This is a genomic window from Streptomyces sp. NPDC002577 (genome assembly GCF_053594815.1).
Genome location: NZ_JBSFWK010000022.1, coordinates 108243 through 125944, shown reverse-complemented (window position 1 = coordinate 125944; position 17702 = coordinate 108243). Strand labels below are relative to the sequence as shown.

The 17702-nt window shown below is 70.8% G+C and carries 14 protein-coding genes; 8 read left to right on the top strand and 6 right to left on the bottom strand.

Features of this window, described 5'->3' with window-relative positions; translation table 11 throughout:
* Nucleotides 1–108 precede the first annotated feature (108 nt).
* Together ACWD4J_RS25585 and cutA are read right to left on the bottom strand one after the other, a co-directional pair.
* Nucleotides 109–519 (bottom strand): gamma-glutamylcyclotransferase family protein, encoded by a 411-nt coding sequence (locus ACWD4J_RS25585; protein ID WP_451397764.1) that lies wholly within the window; start codon nucleotides 517–519, stop codon nucleotides 109–111.
* Nucleotides 516–860, bottom strand: a complete 345-nt coding sequence (cutA, locus tag ACWD4J_RS25580; RefSeq protein ID WP_451397763.1) for a divalent-cation tolerance protein CutA — start codon at nucleotides 858–860, stop codon at nucleotides 516–518. The genes ACWD4J_RS25585 and cutA overlap by 4 nt, the downstream gene beginning before the upstream one ends.
* A gap of 282 nt (nucleotides 861–1142) precedes the next feature.
* Here cutA and ACWD4J_RS25575 point away from each other — a divergent pair, with 282 nt between their 5' ends.
* From ACWD4J_RS25575 to ACWD4J_RS25560, 4 genes are all read left to right on the top strand, one after another.
* Nucleotides 1143–2840 carry a M4 family metallopeptidase gene (locus ACWD4J_RS25575; protein ID WP_451397762.1) on the top strand — a complete coding sequence of 566 codons (1698 nt, stop codon included), beginning with the start codon at nucleotides 1143–1145 and terminating at the stop codon, nucleotides 2838–2840.
* Between the two features lie 49 nt (nucleotides 2841–2889).
* Complete coding sequence (locus ACWD4J_RS25570) at nucleotides 2890–3747, top strand: aminotransferase class IV family protein (RefSeq protein WP_451397761.1); 858 nt, start codon at nucleotides 2890–2892, stop codon at nucleotides 3745–3747.
* Nucleotides 3748–4001: 254 nt separating this feature from the next.
* Nucleotides 4002–4520: a hypothetical protein gene (locus tag ACWD4J_RS25565; RefSeq protein WP_451397760.1), complete on the top strand. Its 519-nt coding sequence runs from the start codon at nucleotides 4002–4004 to the stop codon at nucleotides 4518–4520.
* A 231-nt stretch (nucleotides 4521–4751) separates the two neighbouring features.
* The gene (locus ACWD4J_RS25560) at nucleotides 4752–5456 is read left to right on the top strand and encodes a class F sortase (protein ID WP_451397759.1); all 705 of its coding nucleotides are present in this window, start codon (nucleotides 4752–4754) and stop codon (nucleotides 5454–5456) included.
* 47 nt (nucleotides 5457–5503) lie between these two features.
* On the opposite strand, the gene ACWD4J_RS25555 is transcribed toward ACWD4J_RS25560, so the two are convergent.
* The gene (locus tag ACWD4J_RS25555) at nucleotides 5504–6286 is read right to left on the bottom strand and encodes a sulfite exporter TauE/SafE family protein (protein WP_451397758.1); all 783 of its coding nucleotides are present in this window, start codon (nucleotides 6284–6286) and stop codon (nucleotides 5504–5506) included.
* Between the two features lie 254 nt (nucleotides 6287–6540).
* Here ACWD4J_RS25555 and ACWD4J_RS25550 point away from each other — a divergent pair, with 254 nt between their 5' ends.
* From ACWD4J_RS25550 to nirD, 3 genes are read left to right on the top strand one after another with little or no spacing between them, the layout of a single operon-like run.
* Nucleotides 6541–7758 carry an NAD(P)/FAD-dependent oxidoreductase gene (locus tag ACWD4J_RS25550; RefSeq protein WP_451397757.1) on the top strand — a complete coding sequence of 406 codons (1218 nt, stop codon included), beginning with the start codon at nucleotides 6541–6543 and terminating at the stop codon, nucleotides 7756–7758.
* On the top strand, nucleotides 7758–10367 hold the full coding sequence (gene nirB, locus ACWD4J_RS25545; RefSeq protein ID WP_451397756.1) for a nitrite reductase large subunit NirB: 2610 nt from the start codon (nucleotides 7758–7760) through the stop codon (nucleotides 10365–10367). Before ACWD4J_RS25550 ends, nirB begins: the two co-directional genes overlap by 1 nt.
* Nucleotides 10364–10732 (top strand): nitrite reductase small subunit NirD, encoded by a 369-nt coding sequence (nirD, locus tag ACWD4J_RS25540; protein ID WP_451397755.1) that lies wholly within the window; start codon nucleotides 10364–10366, stop codon nucleotides 10730–10732. Before nirB ends, nirD begins: the two co-directional genes overlap by 4 nt.
* 79 nt (nucleotides 10733–10811) lie before the next feature.
* Here the strand turns inward: nirD and ACWD4J_RS25535 are convergent, their stop codons facing one another.
* A complete protein-coding gene (locus ACWD4J_RS25535) occupies nucleotides 10812–11744 on the bottom strand; it encodes an oxidoreductase (protein WP_451397754.1) in 933 nt (310 codons plus the stop codon).
* Nucleotides 11745–11967: 223 nt separating this feature from the next.
* Here ACWD4J_RS25535 and ACWD4J_RS25530 point away from each other — a divergent pair, with 223 nt between their 5' ends.
* A complete protein-coding gene (locus ACWD4J_RS25530) occupies nucleotides 11968–13128 on the top strand; it encodes an alkaline phosphatase PhoX (RefSeq protein WP_451397753.1) in 1161 nt (386 codons plus the stop codon).
* Nucleotides 13129–13275: 147 nt separating this feature from the next.
* Here the strand turns inward: ACWD4J_RS25530 and ppdK are convergent, their stop codons facing one another.
* Nucleotides 13276–16005, bottom strand: coding sequence for a pyruvate, phosphate dikinase (ppdK, locus tag ACWD4J_RS25525; RefSeq protein ID WP_451397752.1), 2730 nt, complete (start codon nucleotides 16003–16005; stop codon nucleotides 13276–13278).
* Nucleotides 16006–16474: 469 nt separating this feature from the next.
* Nucleotides 16475–17677, bottom strand: a complete 1203-nt coding sequence (locus tag ACWD4J_RS25520; protein WP_451397751.1) for an ROK family protein — start codon at nucleotides 17675–17677, stop codon at nucleotides 16475–16477.
* Between the last annotated feature and the right edge of the window lie 25 nt (nucleotides 17678–17702).

The following is a 17702-nucleotide window of genomic DNA, read 5'->3' as shown; positions in this document are numbered from 1 at the left end:
CCCTCGTGGCGGAGCCACGTGGGCGTTTCGGCAACGCGGCGAGCGTGCGTGCCAGACACCGCGAGGCAGGCGGGAATTTGACGACAGGGCCTAGCCGCCCGCAGCCGCTCAGGCCGCAGTCCAGTCCCCACTCTCGATCGGCTTGCCGTTCGCTCGCAGGTCCGCTGCGACCGCCGCCGCGGCCACGTACACCCAGGCCCGCACCACCCTCCCGTCGCCGCACGTCACGGGCCGGGCCACGCGCTCGTAGATGTTGGCGGGATCGCCGGGGGCATACCCCTCCAACCGATCCAGCCTGGCGAGCAGTCCGGCGTACCCATCCGGCGTGGCGGTCACCAGTTCGCCGAGCACAACGCCCCCGTCCTCCTCGACGACGTACGGATAGCCGGGCCCGTCGTACAACACCGCGCCCGCGAGCCGGGCCGGTTCCTCCGTGACTGTGCGCCCGCGCAGGAACAGGTCGTGGTTGCACTCTCCGGGCCGCAGCGTCCCGTATACGAAGAACGGCAGATGCGTCACGCCCCGCTCTCCCCCATCTCACGCGTCTCGCGGGTCACCCACGCCAGATAGGCCGCGCTCCCCCGCACCACCGGCGTGGCGATGATCTCCGGCACGTCGTAGTCGTGGGCCTCGGTGAGCCAGGTCTCCAGCGCCTCGTACCTATCGGCCGTCGTCTTGAACAGGACCTGCCACTCGTCCGCGGTCTCGACGGTGCCCTCCCAGCGGTAGACGGACGTGACGGGCCCCGGGATCTGGGCGCAGGCCGCGACCCTCGCCTCCACTGCCCCGTGGGCAAGCCGCCGCGCCTTCCCCTCGTCGTCCGTCGTGGTCAGCACGGTCAGCCACTCAGCCGTGGTCATGTACGAGTTCCCTTCGCAAGCACCGCAGATCCGGTCCACGGAACCGATTGTCGCCCCCCCCTGCTACGGCCACCGCCGCCACCTGCACACCCGCCCCACCCCACCCCACCTGCAGCCCTCCCCCACCCGCGCACCACAGCTCCACGACAGCGGCACAGCATCGCTATGGACATGACATGTCATGAGCCCGTAAACCTGAGCGAACGTCAGTGCGCTTCCCAGGCCGCCCCCCCCCAGAACGCCAGGCCAAGGCGCAGGCCCAGGCCCCAGCCGAGGAGACCGATGAGACGACCGACGACTGCGACGCGTTCGGCCACACCGGCCCCGAAGACCCCGAAGACTCCGGCCCCGCCCCTCTCGCATCGCAGCGCCGCGGGCATCGCTGTGGCGGCCACCGCCCTCCTGGCCGGCGCCCTCACCCCCACCGCGGCAGCGGCCGACCAGCCGCCGCCCACCCGGGCCGACGCGATCCGCCACGCACAGGACGTGATCGCCTCGCTCACCGGGCGACTCGGCATCACGGACGCGCAGTCCACGGCGGTGCGCGACGTCATCGTCGACGCGGACGGAAGCCAGCACGTCCGCTACGACCGCACGTACCGTCAGCTCCCGGTCATCGGCGGAGACTTCGTCGTCCACCTGGCCCCCGACGGCAGCTACCGCAGCGCCGACCGGGCCGTACGCGGCGATCTCGCCGTGCCGACGGTCAAGCCCGCGCTCTCCGCGTCGAAGGCCGCGGACCTGGCCACGGCGGCCCTGCGCGCGGCGAACCTCGGTGAGACGCTGCGCAAGGTCCTCGCCACGCCGCAGCTGGTCGTCGACGCGCTGCACGGCGAGCCGACACTGGCCTGGCGCACCCAGGCCACCGGTCAGGACTCGCTCGGCAATCCCGTCGCCCGCGTCGTCCTCACCGACGCCCGCACCGGCCGGCAGATCGACGCCTGGGACAGCATCGAGACGGCGACGGGCGACGGCCAGTCCCTCTACAGCGGCACGGTGCCGCTGCAGACGACCCAGTCCGGCTCGTCGTACCAGCTCAAGGACGCCACGCGCGGCGGTACCTACACGGGCGACGCGCAGAACAAGACGGATACCTGCCTCCTCACGATCTGCCTGGAACGGGCGCCCGCGGCACTCTTCACGGACGCCGACAACCACTGGGGGAACGGGACGACTTCGGACGGCGCGTCCGCGGCGGTCGACGCCCAGTACGGCACCGACACCACCTGGGACTACTACAAGAACGTCCATGGGCGCACCGGTATAGCCGGTGACGGCAAGGGGTCGTACAACCGTGTGCACTACGGGACCGACTACAACAACGCCTTCTGGGACGACAACTGCTTCTGCATGACGTACGGCGACGGCGACGGGACGACCTTCGGGCCGCTCGTGTCCCTGGACGTGGCCGGGCACGAGATGTCGCACGGCGTCACGTCCAAGACCGCGGGACTCACGTACTCCCGTGAGCCCGGCGGCCTGAACGAGGCGACCTCCGATATCTTCGGCACGCTCGTTGAGTTCTACGCGGCCAACGCCTCCGACCCCGGCGACTGGATGATCGGCGAGAAGATCGTGAAGCCGGGTTTCGGCAAGTCCGCGCTGCGCTACATGGACCAGCCGTCCAAGGACGGCAAGTCCGCGGACTGCTGGAGCTCGTCGGTCGCCGGTCTCGACGTACACTACTCGTCGGGCGTCGCGAACCACTTCGCGTATCTGCTGGCGGAGGGCAGCGGCCCGAAGACGATCGGCGGGGTGCTGCACAACGGCACCACGTGCAACGGCGCGACGCTGACCGGCATCGGCAGGGACAAGCTCGGGAAGATCTGGTACCGGGCGCTGACGGTCTACATGACGTCGTCCACGAACTATGCGGGCGCCCGCACGGCGACGCTCAACGCGGCCAAGGACCTGTACGGCGCGGGCAGCGCGGAGTACGCCGCGGTGGGCGCGGCGTGGTCGGCGGTGTCGGTGGGCTGACGGGCCCGCGCCCTGTCGTCCGTAGCGTGATGTTCGTACCGTTTGCGTCATGACGACGTCACCGAACCCGCGCAGGCAACCGGAATCCGTGCACTCGGAACCCGTGCAGGCGGTACCCGTGCAATCGGAACCGCCCCTTGTGGATCGCGTTGAGATCGAAGGCCAGCCGGCCACAGCTGAGCAGCTGCTGTGGCCGGCCCTCGTCAACGACGGGCACTTCACCGCGATGCAGGTCAGAGGCGGCCGGGTGCGCGGGCTCGCGGTGCATCTGGCGCGGCTGGAATCGGCGACCCGCGAGCTGTTCGACCGTGAGCTGGACGGCGGCCGGGTGCGCGAGCTGGTCCGGCACGCGCTCGGCGACGACGTCGCGGACGCCTCCGTACGGGTCTATGTGCACGCGCCGGGCGGGGAGCCGCAGATCATGGTCACGGTCCGGCCGCCCGGCGAGATGCCGGCGGCCGCACAGTCGCTGATGTCCGTGCCGTATCTGCGTCCCGTGCCGCACATCAAGCATCTCGGCGGCTTCGGCCAGAGCCACTACGGGCGGCTGGCCCGCCGGGCCGGCTTCGACGACGCGCTGCTGACCGGTCCCGACGGCGCGGTCAGCGAGGGCGCGGTCACGAACATCGCCTTCTACGACGGTTCGGACGTCGTATGGCCCGACGCGCCCTGCCTGGCGGGCAGCACGCTGCAGCTGCTCGAGCCGCGCCTGGCCGGTGCCGGCCTGGGCTCGCGGCGCGCGCCCGTGCGCCTGGCCGACCTGGCCTCGTATACGTCCGCCTTCGTGACGAACGCGCGGGGCATCGCACCTGTGCGGCGGATCGACGACACGCACTTCACGGTCGACGAGAAGCTGATGGGGGCACTGGCTGACGTGTACGCCTCCGTGCCGTGGGACGCGGTCTGACGCGCCGGGTGGCGCGGGTCGGTCACCCGTTCACAGCCGCGCCGCGCCTTTTGCGGTTCCTTTTCGCGACACGCCGGTGACCTGCTGGAACGTTCGCGTTCGAGTGTCCGGAAAGGGGCCGTCAGCGGATTTCTGATGGCTCATCAGCAGGCGGGTGCCGTCGAGTGCCACTTACCTCGGAAGAGCAGGGACGCGACCGAATCAGCGGCACATGGGGATGCCGCGGGCCGCGCCCTCTCGGAGGTGCAAGCACCATGCGGAGATGCCGTCTGCTGACCGGTGCCGTGCTCGCCGCCGCCGTGGCGGGCCTGTCGGCCGCCCCTGCCTACGCGGGCGACGCGAACGCCCTGGACCTGTATCCGTCCACCACGGCACCGGGCGCCACGGTGTCGGTGAACACCAAGGCGTGCGGCGCCGGTGAGACGGCGACGGGGGACGCGAGCGCGGTGGGCGCGGGCATGTTCACGCTGGCGCCGAGTGCGCACGAGGGAGAGGCGATCGGCCAGTTCAAGGTGCCGCCCGGCGCCCAGCCGGGCACGTACGAGATCGTCGCGAAGTGCTTCCGCGGAGACAAGCAGGTCGCGGGCGATCTGAAGGTGCTCCTGTCCGTCTCCGGGGAGCAACTGCACCCCAAAGGACGCGTAGAGACGGGGGTCGGCGGCGCGCTCGGTCCCGACCCCGTGCAGACCGCGGCGGGCGTGGCGGCGCTTGCCGTGGCCGCCGCGGGCGGTACCTGGCTCCTGCATCGCCGGGCGAGAGGCGACAGGATCTGAGGACGCCCTCCGCTGTCCACCGGTACCGTTCCCTCCCCTCCGGGCCCGTAGCCCCTCGCGGCGCCCGGAGGGGGCGCGGACACCCTGCATCCGGCCGGCCGCCGGGCAGCCACACACCGCACCAGGCGGCCGGCGCAGGCCGCGACCGGCCTTCATCAGCGACCATCAGCCACCGGATCAACCATCAGAACCACCGGATCAACCACCCGGACGATCCCCCCGGAGGTGCCCATGCGCAGAATCAGCAGGGCAGGGCCGGCCAGGACTCGCACAGCACGGCCGGCGCGCGGTGCTCGCCGCCGAAGGGTCCCGGACGCCGCGATAGCCGCCGTCACCGCCGTCGCCCTCTGCTCCGGCATATGGCTGGTGCGCAGCGGCATCGAAGGCCATCCGCCGCCGCAGCCGTCCGCCGCGCAGGCCGGCGACGCCGCGTCGGCCGGGCTCGGCACCGGCCGTGAAGCGCCCGCCGCGCCCCCGCTGCCGCCCTCGCCGCCCGACCGCATACGCATCCCCGCGATACGCGTGAACGCTCCCCTCATAGGCCTCGGCCTGACGTCCTCGGGCAGCCTCGATACCCCGCCGCCCGAGCAGAAGAACGTCGCCGGGTGGTACGAGGCCGGGACGACGCCCGGTGAGACCGGTACCGCCGTCGTGGCCGGACATGTCGACAACGCCGAGGGCCCCTCCGTCTTCTACAACCTCGGCGCCCTGAAGAAGGGCAACACCATCGAGATGGACCGCAGGGACGGCTCGGTCGCCGTCTTCACGATCGACGCCATCGATGTGTTCGACAGCCGGAACTTCCCGGACGAGAAGGTCTACGGGGCCGCGAGCCGCCCGGAGCTACGGGTGATCACCTGCGGCGGCGGCTATTCGAAGAAGACGGGCTATCAGGGAAACGTCGTGGTCTTCGCACACCTGACCGGAAGCCGCTGACCGGAAGCCGCTGGACGCAGAAGGACACCACCGGACGACCTGTGGCCTCACGCCACCCACTGCTCGTACGCCAGGTTCACGACCAGCGCGAGGACCACCGTCAGCAGCACGACCCGGACGAAGCCGCTGCCCTTCTTCAGCGCCGTGCGCGCGCCGAGGGTGCCGCCCGCCAGATTGAACACGGCCATGAGCGCGGCCAGTTGCCACAGCACCGTGCCCTGCCACGCGAACGTCGCGAGCGCTCCGGCGTTGGTGCAGCAGTTGACGATCTTGGCGGTCGCCGAGGCCGTCACCAGGTCGAGGTGGAGCACGGCGGTGAGCGTGAGAACGAGGAACGTACCGGTGCCGGGGCCGATCAGCCCGTCGTAGAAACCGATGCCCAGACCGGCCAGTCCGATGGCTGCGAGGACGCGGCGGCGGGATGCGGGACCGGTCGCCGGGGCGGTGCCGAACGCGGGCTTGAGGATCACGAAGGCGCCGACACCCAGCAGCACGACCATGATCACGGGCTTGAGCACCTCCGTGCTCATCCCGGCCGCGAAGAACGCCCCACCCGTCGACCCGGCGATGGCGGCGAGACCGATACGGACCGCCGTCCACACGTCCACAGGCGCCTTGCGCACATACGTCACCGCCGCGCCCGTGGTGCCGACGATCGCCACCGCCTTGTTCGTGCCGAGGGCGTACGCCGCCGGGGTGCTGCCCGGCAGGCCGAGCAGCAGGGCGGGAAGCAGCAGCAGTCCGCCGCCGCCCACCACGGCGTCGACCCATCCGGCCGCGCCCGCGGCGAGGCAGAGCACGAGCACGGTCATCAGGGATATGTCAGGCATGATCGCGACCCTAGGGAGGCGATGCATAGCCCGTCCATGGAATACGACGAGTCTTGAGGCCCATCTGAGGTTGGGCCGCCCGGAAGCGGCCGCTACCAGGGCAGACGGACCCTGCACAGCAACCCGCACCGGCCCCGCATCGGACCCCCTCGCCCAAACCCTCACACTCACCCCCGGCCACTGCTGAGCGCAGCGTTCCTCTCGGGAAACAGAGGGGATGTCGACGGGTAACACCCACGACGCACGCTCAGGTCATGACCTCGAAAACGCGTGTGGTGGTGATCGGCGCCGGCCCCGCGGGCGCACGGCTCGCCCAGCGGCTGGGGCCCGACGCCCTGCTCATCGGCGAGGAGGAGCACGCCCCGTACAACCGCCTCCTGCTCGCCGAGGTGCTGGCGGGCAGGTACGCGCCCGAGATCATCGCGCTGCCCGCCCCGCAGAGCCCCCAGCTGCGTGCCCGCGTCGTCCGCGTGGACCGCGAGGACCGGCTGGTGCACTGCGACGACGGCAGCGTGATCGCATACGAGACGCTGGTCCTGGCGACCGGATCCAACCCGGTGCTGCCCGCGCTGCGCGGTCTGTTCGAGCCGGGCGCCCGCGACCTCCCCAGGGGCGTGCACGCCTTCCGCACGATGGACGACTGCCTGGCGCTCTCCGCGGCGGTACGCGAAGGGACGCGCGCCGTCGTCATCGGCGGCGGCCTCCTCGGCGTCTCCGCGGCGCGGGCGCTCGCCGAGCGCGGCGCCCAGGTGGTCTTGGCCCAGCAGGGCGAGCGCCTCATGGAGCGCCAGCTGGACGCCAGGGCGTCGGAGCTGGTGCACCGCCACCTGACCGGCATGGGCGTGGAGATCCACACCGAGTGCCGCGTCCGTGGCGTCCACTGCGCCGACGGCGCGGTGCAGTCCGTGGAGCTCGCCGACCACTACCGGCTCGAGGCCGACCTCGTCGTCCTCGCCTGCGGTGTCCGCCCTCGCACCGGCCTCGCCGTCGCGGCGGGCCTGGAGGTCCGCAAGGGCATCGTCGTCGACGACGAGCTGCGCACCTCCGACCCGCACATCCGGGCCATCGGCGACTGCGCCGAGCACGACGGTCACGTCTACGGCCTGGCCGCGCCGGCCCTCGACCAGGCCGACACCCTCGCGGCGCTCCTCACCTCGGACGTCGCCCCTCGCTACACCGGCACCCGCGCCCTGACCCGGCTCACCCTGGCCGAACAGGGCACCGGCCCCCTCGACGTCGCCGCCTTCGGGGAGACCGAAGCCCTGCCCGGCGACGACGTCGTGCAGCTCACCGACGCCACCCGCCGCACGTACCGCAAGGTCGTCGTCCGCGACGACCGCCTGGTCGGCGGGGTTCTCATCGGCGAACTCGGCACCGTCGGCGCGCTCGCCCGCGCCTGGGAGGGAGCAGAGCCGCTCCCCGCGGACGGTGCCCCCCTGCTCCACCTGCTCACCAACCATGGAGGCTCCTGATGTCCACGACCGCACTTGTGGGGACCGGCCCCCGCCCCACGATCGTGCTCGTCGGCCACGGCATGGTCGGCCAGCGCTTCCTCGAAGCGCTCGCCGAGCGCGGCCTGACCGCCACGCACCGCGTGGTCGTGCTGTGCGAGGAGCCGCGCCCAGCGTACGATCGCGTGGCGCTCACCTCGTACTTCTCGGGCAAGACGCCCGAGGACCTGTCGATGACCGACATGGCGTTCATCGAGAAGGAGGGCATCGAGCTGTACGTCGGCGACCCGGCGGAGACGGTCGACCGCGAGGCCCGCAAGGTGACCGCCAAGTCCGGCCAGGTCTTCGAGTACGACATCCTCGTCCTCGCCACCGGCTCCTACCCGTTCGTGCCGCCGGTCCCGAACAAGGAAGCCGAAGGCTGCTTCGTCTACCGCACGATCGAGGACCTGCTCGCGATCGAGGAGTACGCGAAGACCAAGGCGACGACCGGTGCCGTGGTCGGCGGCGGTCTGCTCGGCCTGGAGGCGGCCGGCGCCCTCAAGGGCCTCGGGCTGGGCGCCCACATCGTGGAGTTCGCGCCGCGGCTGATGCCGGTGCAGGTCGACGACGGCGGTGGCGCCGCGCTGCTGCGCACCATCGAGAACATGGGCCTGACCGTGCACACCGGCGTGGGCACTCAGGAGATCGTCACCGACGAGTCCGGCGCGGTCACCGGCATGAAGCTGTCCGACGGCTCCGAACTCGCCACGGACCTGGTGGTGTTCTCCGCCGGTGTCCGCCCCCGCGACCAGCTGGCCCGCGACTGCGGCCTCACGGTCGGCGAGCGCGGCGGCATCACCGTCGACGAGCAGTGCCGCACGGTGAACGACCCGCACGTGTTCGCGATCGGCGAGTGCGCACTGGCAGCGGACGGCCGGGTGTACGGCCTGGTGGCCCCCGGTTACGAGCAGGCCGAGACCGCCGCCGCAACCATCGCCGCGGACGAGGCCGCCTTCACCGGCGCCGACCTGTCCACCAAGCTGAAGCTGCTCGGTGTCGACGTGGCGTCCTTCGGCGACGCGCACGGCGCGACCGAGGACTGCCTGGACGTCGTCTACTCCGACTCCCGCGCGGGCCTGTACAAGAAGCTGGTCATCGGCCGCGACGGAACCCTGCTCGGCGGCATCCTGGTCGGAGACGCGGAGGCGTACGGCACGCTGCGCGCGCTCACCGGCTCGGTCCCGCCGATCGCGCCCGAGTCTCTCGTCCTGCCCGCCGGCGCCGGGGAGCCCGCCCAGCTCGGCCCGTCCGCACTGCCGGACGACGCGATCATCTGCTCGTGCAACAACGTCCGCAAGGGCACGATCCGCGGCGCGGTCACCGAGCACAAGTGCACCACCGTGCCCGAGGTGAAGAAGTGCACCAAGGCCGGTACGACGTGCGGCAGTTGCGTCAAGGTCCTCGGCCAGCTCATCAACGCCGAGCTGGAGGCGTCCGGCGTCGAGGTCGACAAGGGCCTGTGCGGCTGCTTCGGCCAGACCCGCCAGGAACTCTACGAGATCGTCCACGCCCTGCGCATCACCTCGTACCAGGACCTCCTCGACCGCTACGGCCGGGACGAGGCGCGCGGCGGCGACGGCTGCGAGATCTGCAAGCCCGCGGTCGGTTCGATCATCGCCTCGCTCGCGCCGACGCTGGGCGCCAGCGGCTACGTCCTGGACGGCGAGCAGGCATCGCTGCAGGACACCAACGACCACTTCCTGGCCAACCTGCAGAAGAACGGCTCGTACTCGGTCGTGCCGCGTATCCCCGGCGGTGAGATCACCCCGGAGAAGCTGATCGTGATCGGCGAGGTGGCCCGCGACTTCGGCCTCTACACGAAGATCACGGGCGGTCAGCGCATCGACCTGTTCGGCGCGCGCGTCGAGCAGCTGCCGCTGATCTGGGCACGGCTGGTGGACGCGGGCTTCGAGTCGGGCCACGCGTACGGAAAGGCGCTGCGCACGGTGAAGTCCTGCGTGGGCCAGACCTGGTGCCGCTACGGCGTGCAGGACTCGGTCCGCATGGCCATCGACCTGGAGCTGCGCTACCGGGGCCTGCGCTCCCCGCACAAGCTGAAGTCGGCGGTCTCCGGCTGCCAGCGCGAGTGCGCCGAGGCCCAGTCCAAGGACTTCGGCGTGATCGCCACGGCGAACGGCTGGAACCTGTACGTGGCGGGCAACGGCGGCGCGACCCCGCGCCACGCGGACCTGCTGGCCCAGGACCTGTCCGACGCCGAGCTGATCCGGCTGATCGACCGCTTCCTGATGTTCTACATCCGTACGGCCGACCGGCTCGAGCGCACCTCGACCTGGCTGGAGCGCATCGAGGGCGGCCTCGACCACGTGCGTGACGTCGTCGTCCACGACTCGCTCGGCATCTGCGACGAGCTGGAGAAGCTGATGGCCGACCACGTCGCGAACTACCGCGACGAGTGGGCCGAGACCATCAACGACCCCGAGAAGCTGTCCCGCTTCGTCTCGTTCGTGAACGCGCCCGACACCCCGGACCCGTTGGTCAGCTTCGTCCCGGAGCGCGACCAGATCAAGCCGGACCTGCCGCTGCTGACGATCGGCACCCGACCCCTGGAAGGAATCGCCACCCGATGACGCTCGCCCCGGAAACCACTGATCTGAAGGTGCAGCTGCTCCTCGACGGGACCGGTGACTGGTTCACGGTCTGCGATCTGGCACTGCTGACGCCCGGCCGCGGTGTCGCGGCCCTGCTGCCGGACGGCAGTCAGGCCGCGATCTTCCTCGACCGGTCGGGCCGCCTGTACGCGATCGACAACCGTGACCCGTTCACGGGCGCCGCGGTCCTCTCGCGGGGCCTCATCGGCTCGGCGCAGGGGCGCGCGTTCGTCGCCTCGCCGCTGCTGAAGCAGCGCTTCGACCTGGAGTCCGGGCGGTGCCTGGACGACGACGAGGTCGCGCTGACGGCGTACGAGGTGCGCAGCGCGGGCGTCGCGGCCTGAGCTGCGGCGACATGACAGGTGAGGGCCCCACCGGCTGCTGACGCCGGTGGGGCTCACGCCTTGCTGACGCCGGTCGGGCTCACGCCTTGAGCGCGTCGTATGCGACGCCCGTCAGCCGCTCGGACTCGGCCCACAGCCGCTCGCCCGCCGCGTCGTTCAGCGTCCACGGGGCGCGCCAGGACGGCGCGGGCGCGCCTCGCCAGCCCTGGAGCCGGGGGCCGGTGAAGGAGTCGGGGGCGACGCCGGGTGCCGTGGCCGCGTACAGCGTGGGCAGCGCACCGGCCTCGGCCGACTGGGCGAAAACCCGGTTGCCGACGGCCATGAGACGCTCGACGCCCTTGCGGCCCTCCATCCTCGCGGCGCGCGTCTGCAGGTTCGTCGAGGCGTACCCGGGGTGCGCGGCGGCAGCGACGACACGGGAGCCGACTTCGCCGAGACGGCGCGCCAGCTCGTGGACGAACAGCAGGTTCGCGGTCTTGGAGCGTGCGTATGCGATCCAGCGCCGGTAGCGGCCCTCGCTGTTGAGGTCGTCGATGTCGATATTGGCGAGCGCGTGAACGCCACTGGACACGCTGACGACGCGAGCCTCGGGTGCGGCCATGAGCCGTGGCAGCAGCAGCCCGGTGAGCGCGAAGTGCCCGAGGTGGTTGATGCCGAACTGCGTCTCGAACCCGTCCGCCGTCCGGCCGTACGGCAGGGCCATCACGCCCGCGTTGTTGACGAGCAGATCGAGCCGGCCGTGGTCGCGGTCGTAGCCGGAAGCGAACTCCCGTACGGAATCGAGCGAGGCGAGATCGAGCGGGACGAACTGCACGTCCGCGTCCCGGACTTCCGCCCGGATCCGGTCCGAGGCCTCGATGCCGCGCGTCTGGCTGCGGCAGGCGAGGAGCACCCTGGCTCCGTGCCGGGCCAGTTCACGTGCCGTGACGTATCCGATGCCGCTGTTGGCACCGGTGACCACGGCGACACGACCGCCCTGGTCGGGGATGTCGCCCGCGTTCCAGCCCGTCATGGCGGAGCTCCCTCGTGATGACGTCGGTCACCTCACCGTACGACGGCCGGGCGATCGCTTCTCGGCCGTGCGACCCCAGAACAACACCAAGACAATGCCAAGACAACGCCAAGACATCGCCATGAAATGTCCATGGCCCGTCAACTCGGCACGCCTAGGTTCCATACCGCTCGACCCCGGCGCCGCCCGGTGTCCGGGGCCGTCACAGCACCCTGGAGCGAGAGTGGAACGTCGTACCTTCCTGCGCGGAGCAGTCATCGGCACCTCGGCCGCCGCCTTCGGCGGCACGCTCATGCACGGCGCCGCCTACGCGGCCCCCGCCCAGCCGGGCTCCGGCCCGTACGGGGCCCTCGGCGCCGCCGATGCCCATGGCATCCAGCTGCCCACGGGCTTCACCAGCCGGGTGATCGCCCGGTCCGGCCAGCAGGTCACCGGCACCTCCTACACCTGGCACAACGCCCCCGACGGCGGCGCCTGCTTCGCCGACGGCACCGGCTGGATCTACGTCTCCAACTCCGAGATCAACCCGAGCGGCGGAGCCGGCGCCGTCAGATTCAACTCCTCCGGCACCATCACCGGCGCGTACCGCATCCTCTCGGGCACCCGGCAGAACTGCGCCGGCGGCAAGACGCCCTGGAACACCTGGCTGTCCTGCGAGGAGGTCAGCCTCGGCTACGTCTACGAGACCGACCCCTACGGCGTGAACACCGCCACCCGCCGCGACGCCATGGGCAAGTTCAAGCACGAGGCGGCCGCCGCCGACCCGGTCCGCAAGGTGATCTACCTGACCGAGGACGAGTCCAGCGGCTGCTTCTACCGTTTCATCCCGAACACCTGGGGCGACCTCTCCTCCGGCACGCTGCAGGTCATGGTCGCGGGCACCGCCACCTCCGGCTCCTTCACCTGGGCCGATGTGCCCGACCCGGACGGCTCCCCGACCACCACGCGCACCCAGGTATCCGGCTCGAAGAAGTTCAACGGCGGCGAGGGCTGCCACTACGCCAACGACACTGTCTGGTTCACGACCAAGGGCGACAACCGCGTCTGGCAGCTCGACCTGACGAACAACACGTACGAGCTGGCCTACGACGACTCCCTCGTCACCGGCGGCTCCGCACCCCTCACCGGCGTCGACAACGTCACCGGCTCGTCCTCCGGCGACCTGTTCGTCGCCGAGGACGGCGGCAACATGGAGATCTGCATCATCACGCCCGACGACGTGGTCGCGCCGTTCCTCCGCATCACCGGCCAGTCCGGCTCGGAGATCACGGGCCCGGCGTTCTCCCCCGACGGCACCCGCCTGTACTTCTCCTCGCAGCGCGGCACGACGGGCAGCTCGTCCGGCGGCATCACGTACGAGGTGACGGGGCCGTTCCGTAGCTGACCCCCGTAAAGCGGTGAGGGGCGGCACCCCCGCACAGGGTGCCGCCCCTCCTGGAGAACCGGAGCCTTCGTGAGTCGGTGAGGGTCGGGGACCGACGGGGCTCCGGGGTCAGGGGGTGGCCGGCAACCGTTGCCGGCCACCGGTGATTCAGCGGTTGTCGCTGCCCTTCGCCGAGGACGCCGCGCGGCCGGCCTCAAGGCGGGCCACCGGGATCCGGAACGGCGAGCAGGAGACGTAGTCCAGGCCCACCTCGTGGAAGAAGTGGACGGACTCCGGGTCGCCGCCGTGCTCGCCGCAGACGCCGAGCTTCAGGTCGGGACGGGTCTCGCGGCCGGCCTTCGCGGCGTTCCGTACGAGCGAGCCCACGCCGTCCCTGTCGATGGTCTCGAACGGGGAGACGCCGAAGATGCCCTTCTCCAGGTAGGCCGTGAAGAAGGAGGCCTCCACGTCGTCACGGCTGAAGCCCCAGACGGTCTGCGTCAGGTCGTTCGTGCCGAACGAGAAGAACTCGGCGGCCTCGGCGATCTGACCGGCCGTGAGCGCGGCGCGCGGCAGCTCGATCATCGTGCCGATCGCGAGCTTCAGCTCGACGCCGGTCGCGGCCTGGACCTCGGCGATGACCTGGTCGGCCTCGTCGCGGACGATCTCCAGCTCCTGGACGGTGCCGACGAGCGGGATCATGATCTCGGCGCGCGGGTCGCCCTTGGCGTTCTTGCGCTCGGCCGCGGCCTCGGCGATCGCCCGTACCTGCATGGTGAACAGGCCGGGGATGACCAGGCCGAGGCGTACGCCGCGCAGGCCCAGCATCGGGTTCTGCTCGTGCAGCCGGTGCACGGCCTGCAGCAGACGCAGGTCGTTCTCGTTGGCGTCCTTGCGGGACTCGGCGAGCGCCACGCGGACCGACAGCTCGGTGATGTCGGGCAGGAACTCGTGCAGCGGCGGGTCGAGGAGGCGGACGGTGACGGGCAGGCCGTCCATCGCCTCGAACAGCTCGACGAAGTCCTGCTTCTGGAGCGGCAGGAGCTGCTTGAGGGACTCCTCGCGCTCGTCGTCCGTGTCCGCCAGGATCAGGCGCTCCACCAGTTCGCGGCGGTCGCCGAGGAACATGTGCTCCGTACGGCACAGACCGATGCCCTGTGCGCCGAAGCGGCGGGCGCGCAGCGCGTCCTCGGCGTTGTCGGCGTTGGCGCGGACGCGAAGGCGGCGCTTGCGGTCCGCGAAGGCCATGATGCGGTGCACGGCCTCGACCAGCTCGTCGGCGTCGTCGGCGCCCGCGTGCATGCGGCCCTCGAAGTACTCCACGACGGGAGACGGGACGACCGGGACCTCGCCCAGGTACACCTTGCCGCTCGACCCGTCGATGGAGATCAGGTCGCCTTCCTCGACGATGTGCCCGCCCGGCACCGTCATCCGGCGCCGCTTGGTGTCGACCTCGAGCTCCTCGGCGCCGCAGACACAGGTCTTGCCCATGCCGCGGGCGACCACGGCCGCGTGGGACGTCTTGCCGCCCCGGCTGGTCAGGATGCCCTCGGCCGCGATCATGCCGTCGAGGTCGTCGGGGTTGGTCTCACGGCGGACCAGGATGACCTTCTCGCCCGAGCGCGACCACTTGACGGCCGTGTACGAGTCGAAGACCGCCTTGCCGACCGCCGCGCCCGGGGACGCCGCGATACCGCGGCCGATCTTCTCGACCTTGGCGTCCTCGTCGAAGCGCGGGAACATCAGCTGCGCGAGCTGGGCGCCGTTGACGCGCTGCAGCGCCTCGGCCTCGTCGATCAGGCCCTGGTCGACGAGCTGCGTCGCGATACGGAAGGCCGCGGCCGCGGTGCGCTTGCCGACGCGGGTCTGCAGCATCCACAGCTGGCCGCGCTCGATGGTGAACTCGATGTCGCAGAGATCCTTGTAGTGGTTCTCGAGGGTCTCCATGATCTGCATGAGCTGGTCGTACGACTTCTTGTCGATCTGCTCCAGCTCGGCGAGCGGCACGGTGTTGCGGATGCCCGCGACGACGTCCTCGCCCTGGGCGTTCTGCAGGTAGTCGCCGTACACGCCCTGGTGGCCGCTCGCCGGGTCGCGGGTGAAGGCGACGCCGGTGCCGGAGTCGGGGCCGAGGTTGCCGAAGACCATCGAACAGACGTTGACCGCGGTGCCGAGGTCGTGCGGGATGCGCTCCTGGCGGCGGTACAGCTTGGCGCGGTCGCCGTTCCACGAGTCGAAGACCGCCTTGATGGCGAGGTCCATCTGCTCGCGCGGGTCCTGCGGGAAGTCGCGCCCGGCCTCGGTCTTGACGATCTTCTTGAACGTCGTGACCAGCTTCTTCAGGTCGGCGGCCTCGAGGTCGGTGTCGACCGCGACCTTCTTGGTCTTCTTGGCCTTCTCCAGCGCCTCCTCGAAGAGCTCGCCGTCGACGCCGAGAACGGTCTTGCCGAACATCTGGATGAGGCGGCGGTACGAGTCCCAGGCGAACCGATCGTCGCCGGCCTGGGTCGCGAGACCGGCCACGGACTTGTCGGAGAGCCCGATGTTGAGGACGGTGTCCATCATGCCGGGCATGGAGAACTTGGCGCCCGAGCGGACCGAGACGAGAAGCGGGTTGTCGGCCTGGCCGAGCTTCTTGCCCATCTTCTGCTCGAGGGCGTCGAGGTGCGCACTCACCTCGTCACGCAGTGCCGCCGGCTCCTCGCCGCTGTCGAGGTAGACCTTGCAGGCCTCGGTCGTGATGGTGAAGCCCGGAGGGACAGGCAGGCCGAGGTTGGTCATCTCGGCGAGGTTCGCACCCTTCCCGCCGAGCAGATCCTTGAGGTCCTTGTTGCCCTCGGTGAAGTCGTAAACGAACTTCACGCCCTGAGGTACGTGGGGATCTTTGTTTTCCGACACGGGACTCGACTCCTCGAGGACGCGGTGGCTGCCCTGACGGCGAGGAACATACCCAGATCGAAGGCACCTCGGTACGTCCACTTGCGCGTCATACGGCTGTAACCACCCGTCCGCCAGCAGATCGAAAGTGATGGGGCCGTTCAAGTTTGGGTCTCGATGTTTTCAGATCTTGAACGAATCAACGCCTGTAGACGCCAAATAGCGCTCACCTGAGCGCTTCAAATCACACTTGCTTCCACTTCTTGAAGTCAAAATCAATGGCACTCAGTGCCACCCTTTGGAGAAGTCAAGCGTCCCAAGATCCGCTCATCTGAGCGCACTGGCTATCAAGGGTGGCGAGAATCACGCTACAGACGCGGGCCGGATTCCACTATCCGGAACGGCTTCGCCGGGGACGCCGGACGGGCGTCCGGGGGCGCCGCCGGACGCGGTGGCATCTGGGATGGAGGCCGTCAGGGACTGGCGGCCGTCACAGACCCATGGCCAGCAACCGCTGCTCCACCCGCTCCGGCGCGTACAGATACTCCACGACCAGCGCGCCCGCTCCGATGAGCCCCGCCCGCTCGCCGAGCCGCGAGGTGACCACGTCCAGACGGGCCGTCGAGCGCGGCAGGGCCCGCTGGTACAGCAGCTCGCGGACCCCGGTCAGGAACGGGGTCCCGGCCAGGTCACCCGCGATCATCAGCACCCCCGGATTGAGCAGCGTGACCACGGTGGCCAGCACCTCGCCGACCCGGCGGCCCGCATCGCGCGCCAGCCGCACCGCCTCCGGGTGCCCGGCCGCAAGCAGCTCCCGCACGTCCGAGCCGGACGCGGCCGGCACACCGGCCTCCGTCAGCCGCTGCGCCAGGGCGCGCCCGCTGGCCACGGCCGCCAGGCAGCCGTACGAGCCGCACTTGCACAGCGCGTCCGCGCCCTCCGGCACCCGGATGTGCCCGATGTCCCCCGCGCCCCCGTCGATGCCCCGGTAGATCTCGCCGCCCACGACGACGCCCGCGCCGATACCGGTGGAGACCTTGACGAGCGCGAAGGCGGAACAGTCCCTGTATCCGGCGCGCTGTTCGCCGTACGCCATGAGGTTCGCGTCGTTGTCGACGAGCACCGGCACGTCCGACGGACCGCCCGCGTGCTCGGCGAAGGCGCGGCGCAGCCGGCCCCGTATGTCGTAGCCGTCCCAGCCGGGCATGATCGGCGGCTGTACGACGCGGCCCGTGTCGCTGTCCACCGGGCCGGGCACCGCGAGGCCTATGCCGCACACGCGGTCGCCGTGGGTGCCGGTCTGCTTCAGCAAGTCGGCGAACCAGCCGCCGAGTTCGGCGAGGACCGCTTCCGGGCCCTCCTCGACGAGCAGCGGGCCCGTGTGCTCGGCGAGCACCTCACCGGCCAGGGAGAGCAGCGCCACGCGCGCGTGGCGGGTATCGAGGTCGGCGGCGAGCACCACCGCGTGGGCGTCGTCGAACTCGAGCCGTATGGAGGGGCGCCCGCCGAGCGGTGAATCCACCGGCCCGGCCTCTCCTTCGCGCAGCCAGCCCGCCCGGAACAACCGGTCGAGCCGCTGGCCGACCGTGGCCCGGGACAGCCCCGTCACCTGCTGCAGCGCACCGCGCGTCGTCGCGCGTCCGCTGCGCACCAGGTGCAGCAGATCTCCGGCGCTCGCCTGGCCCCCGGCCATGTCTCCTCCTCCAGAACCGACTACC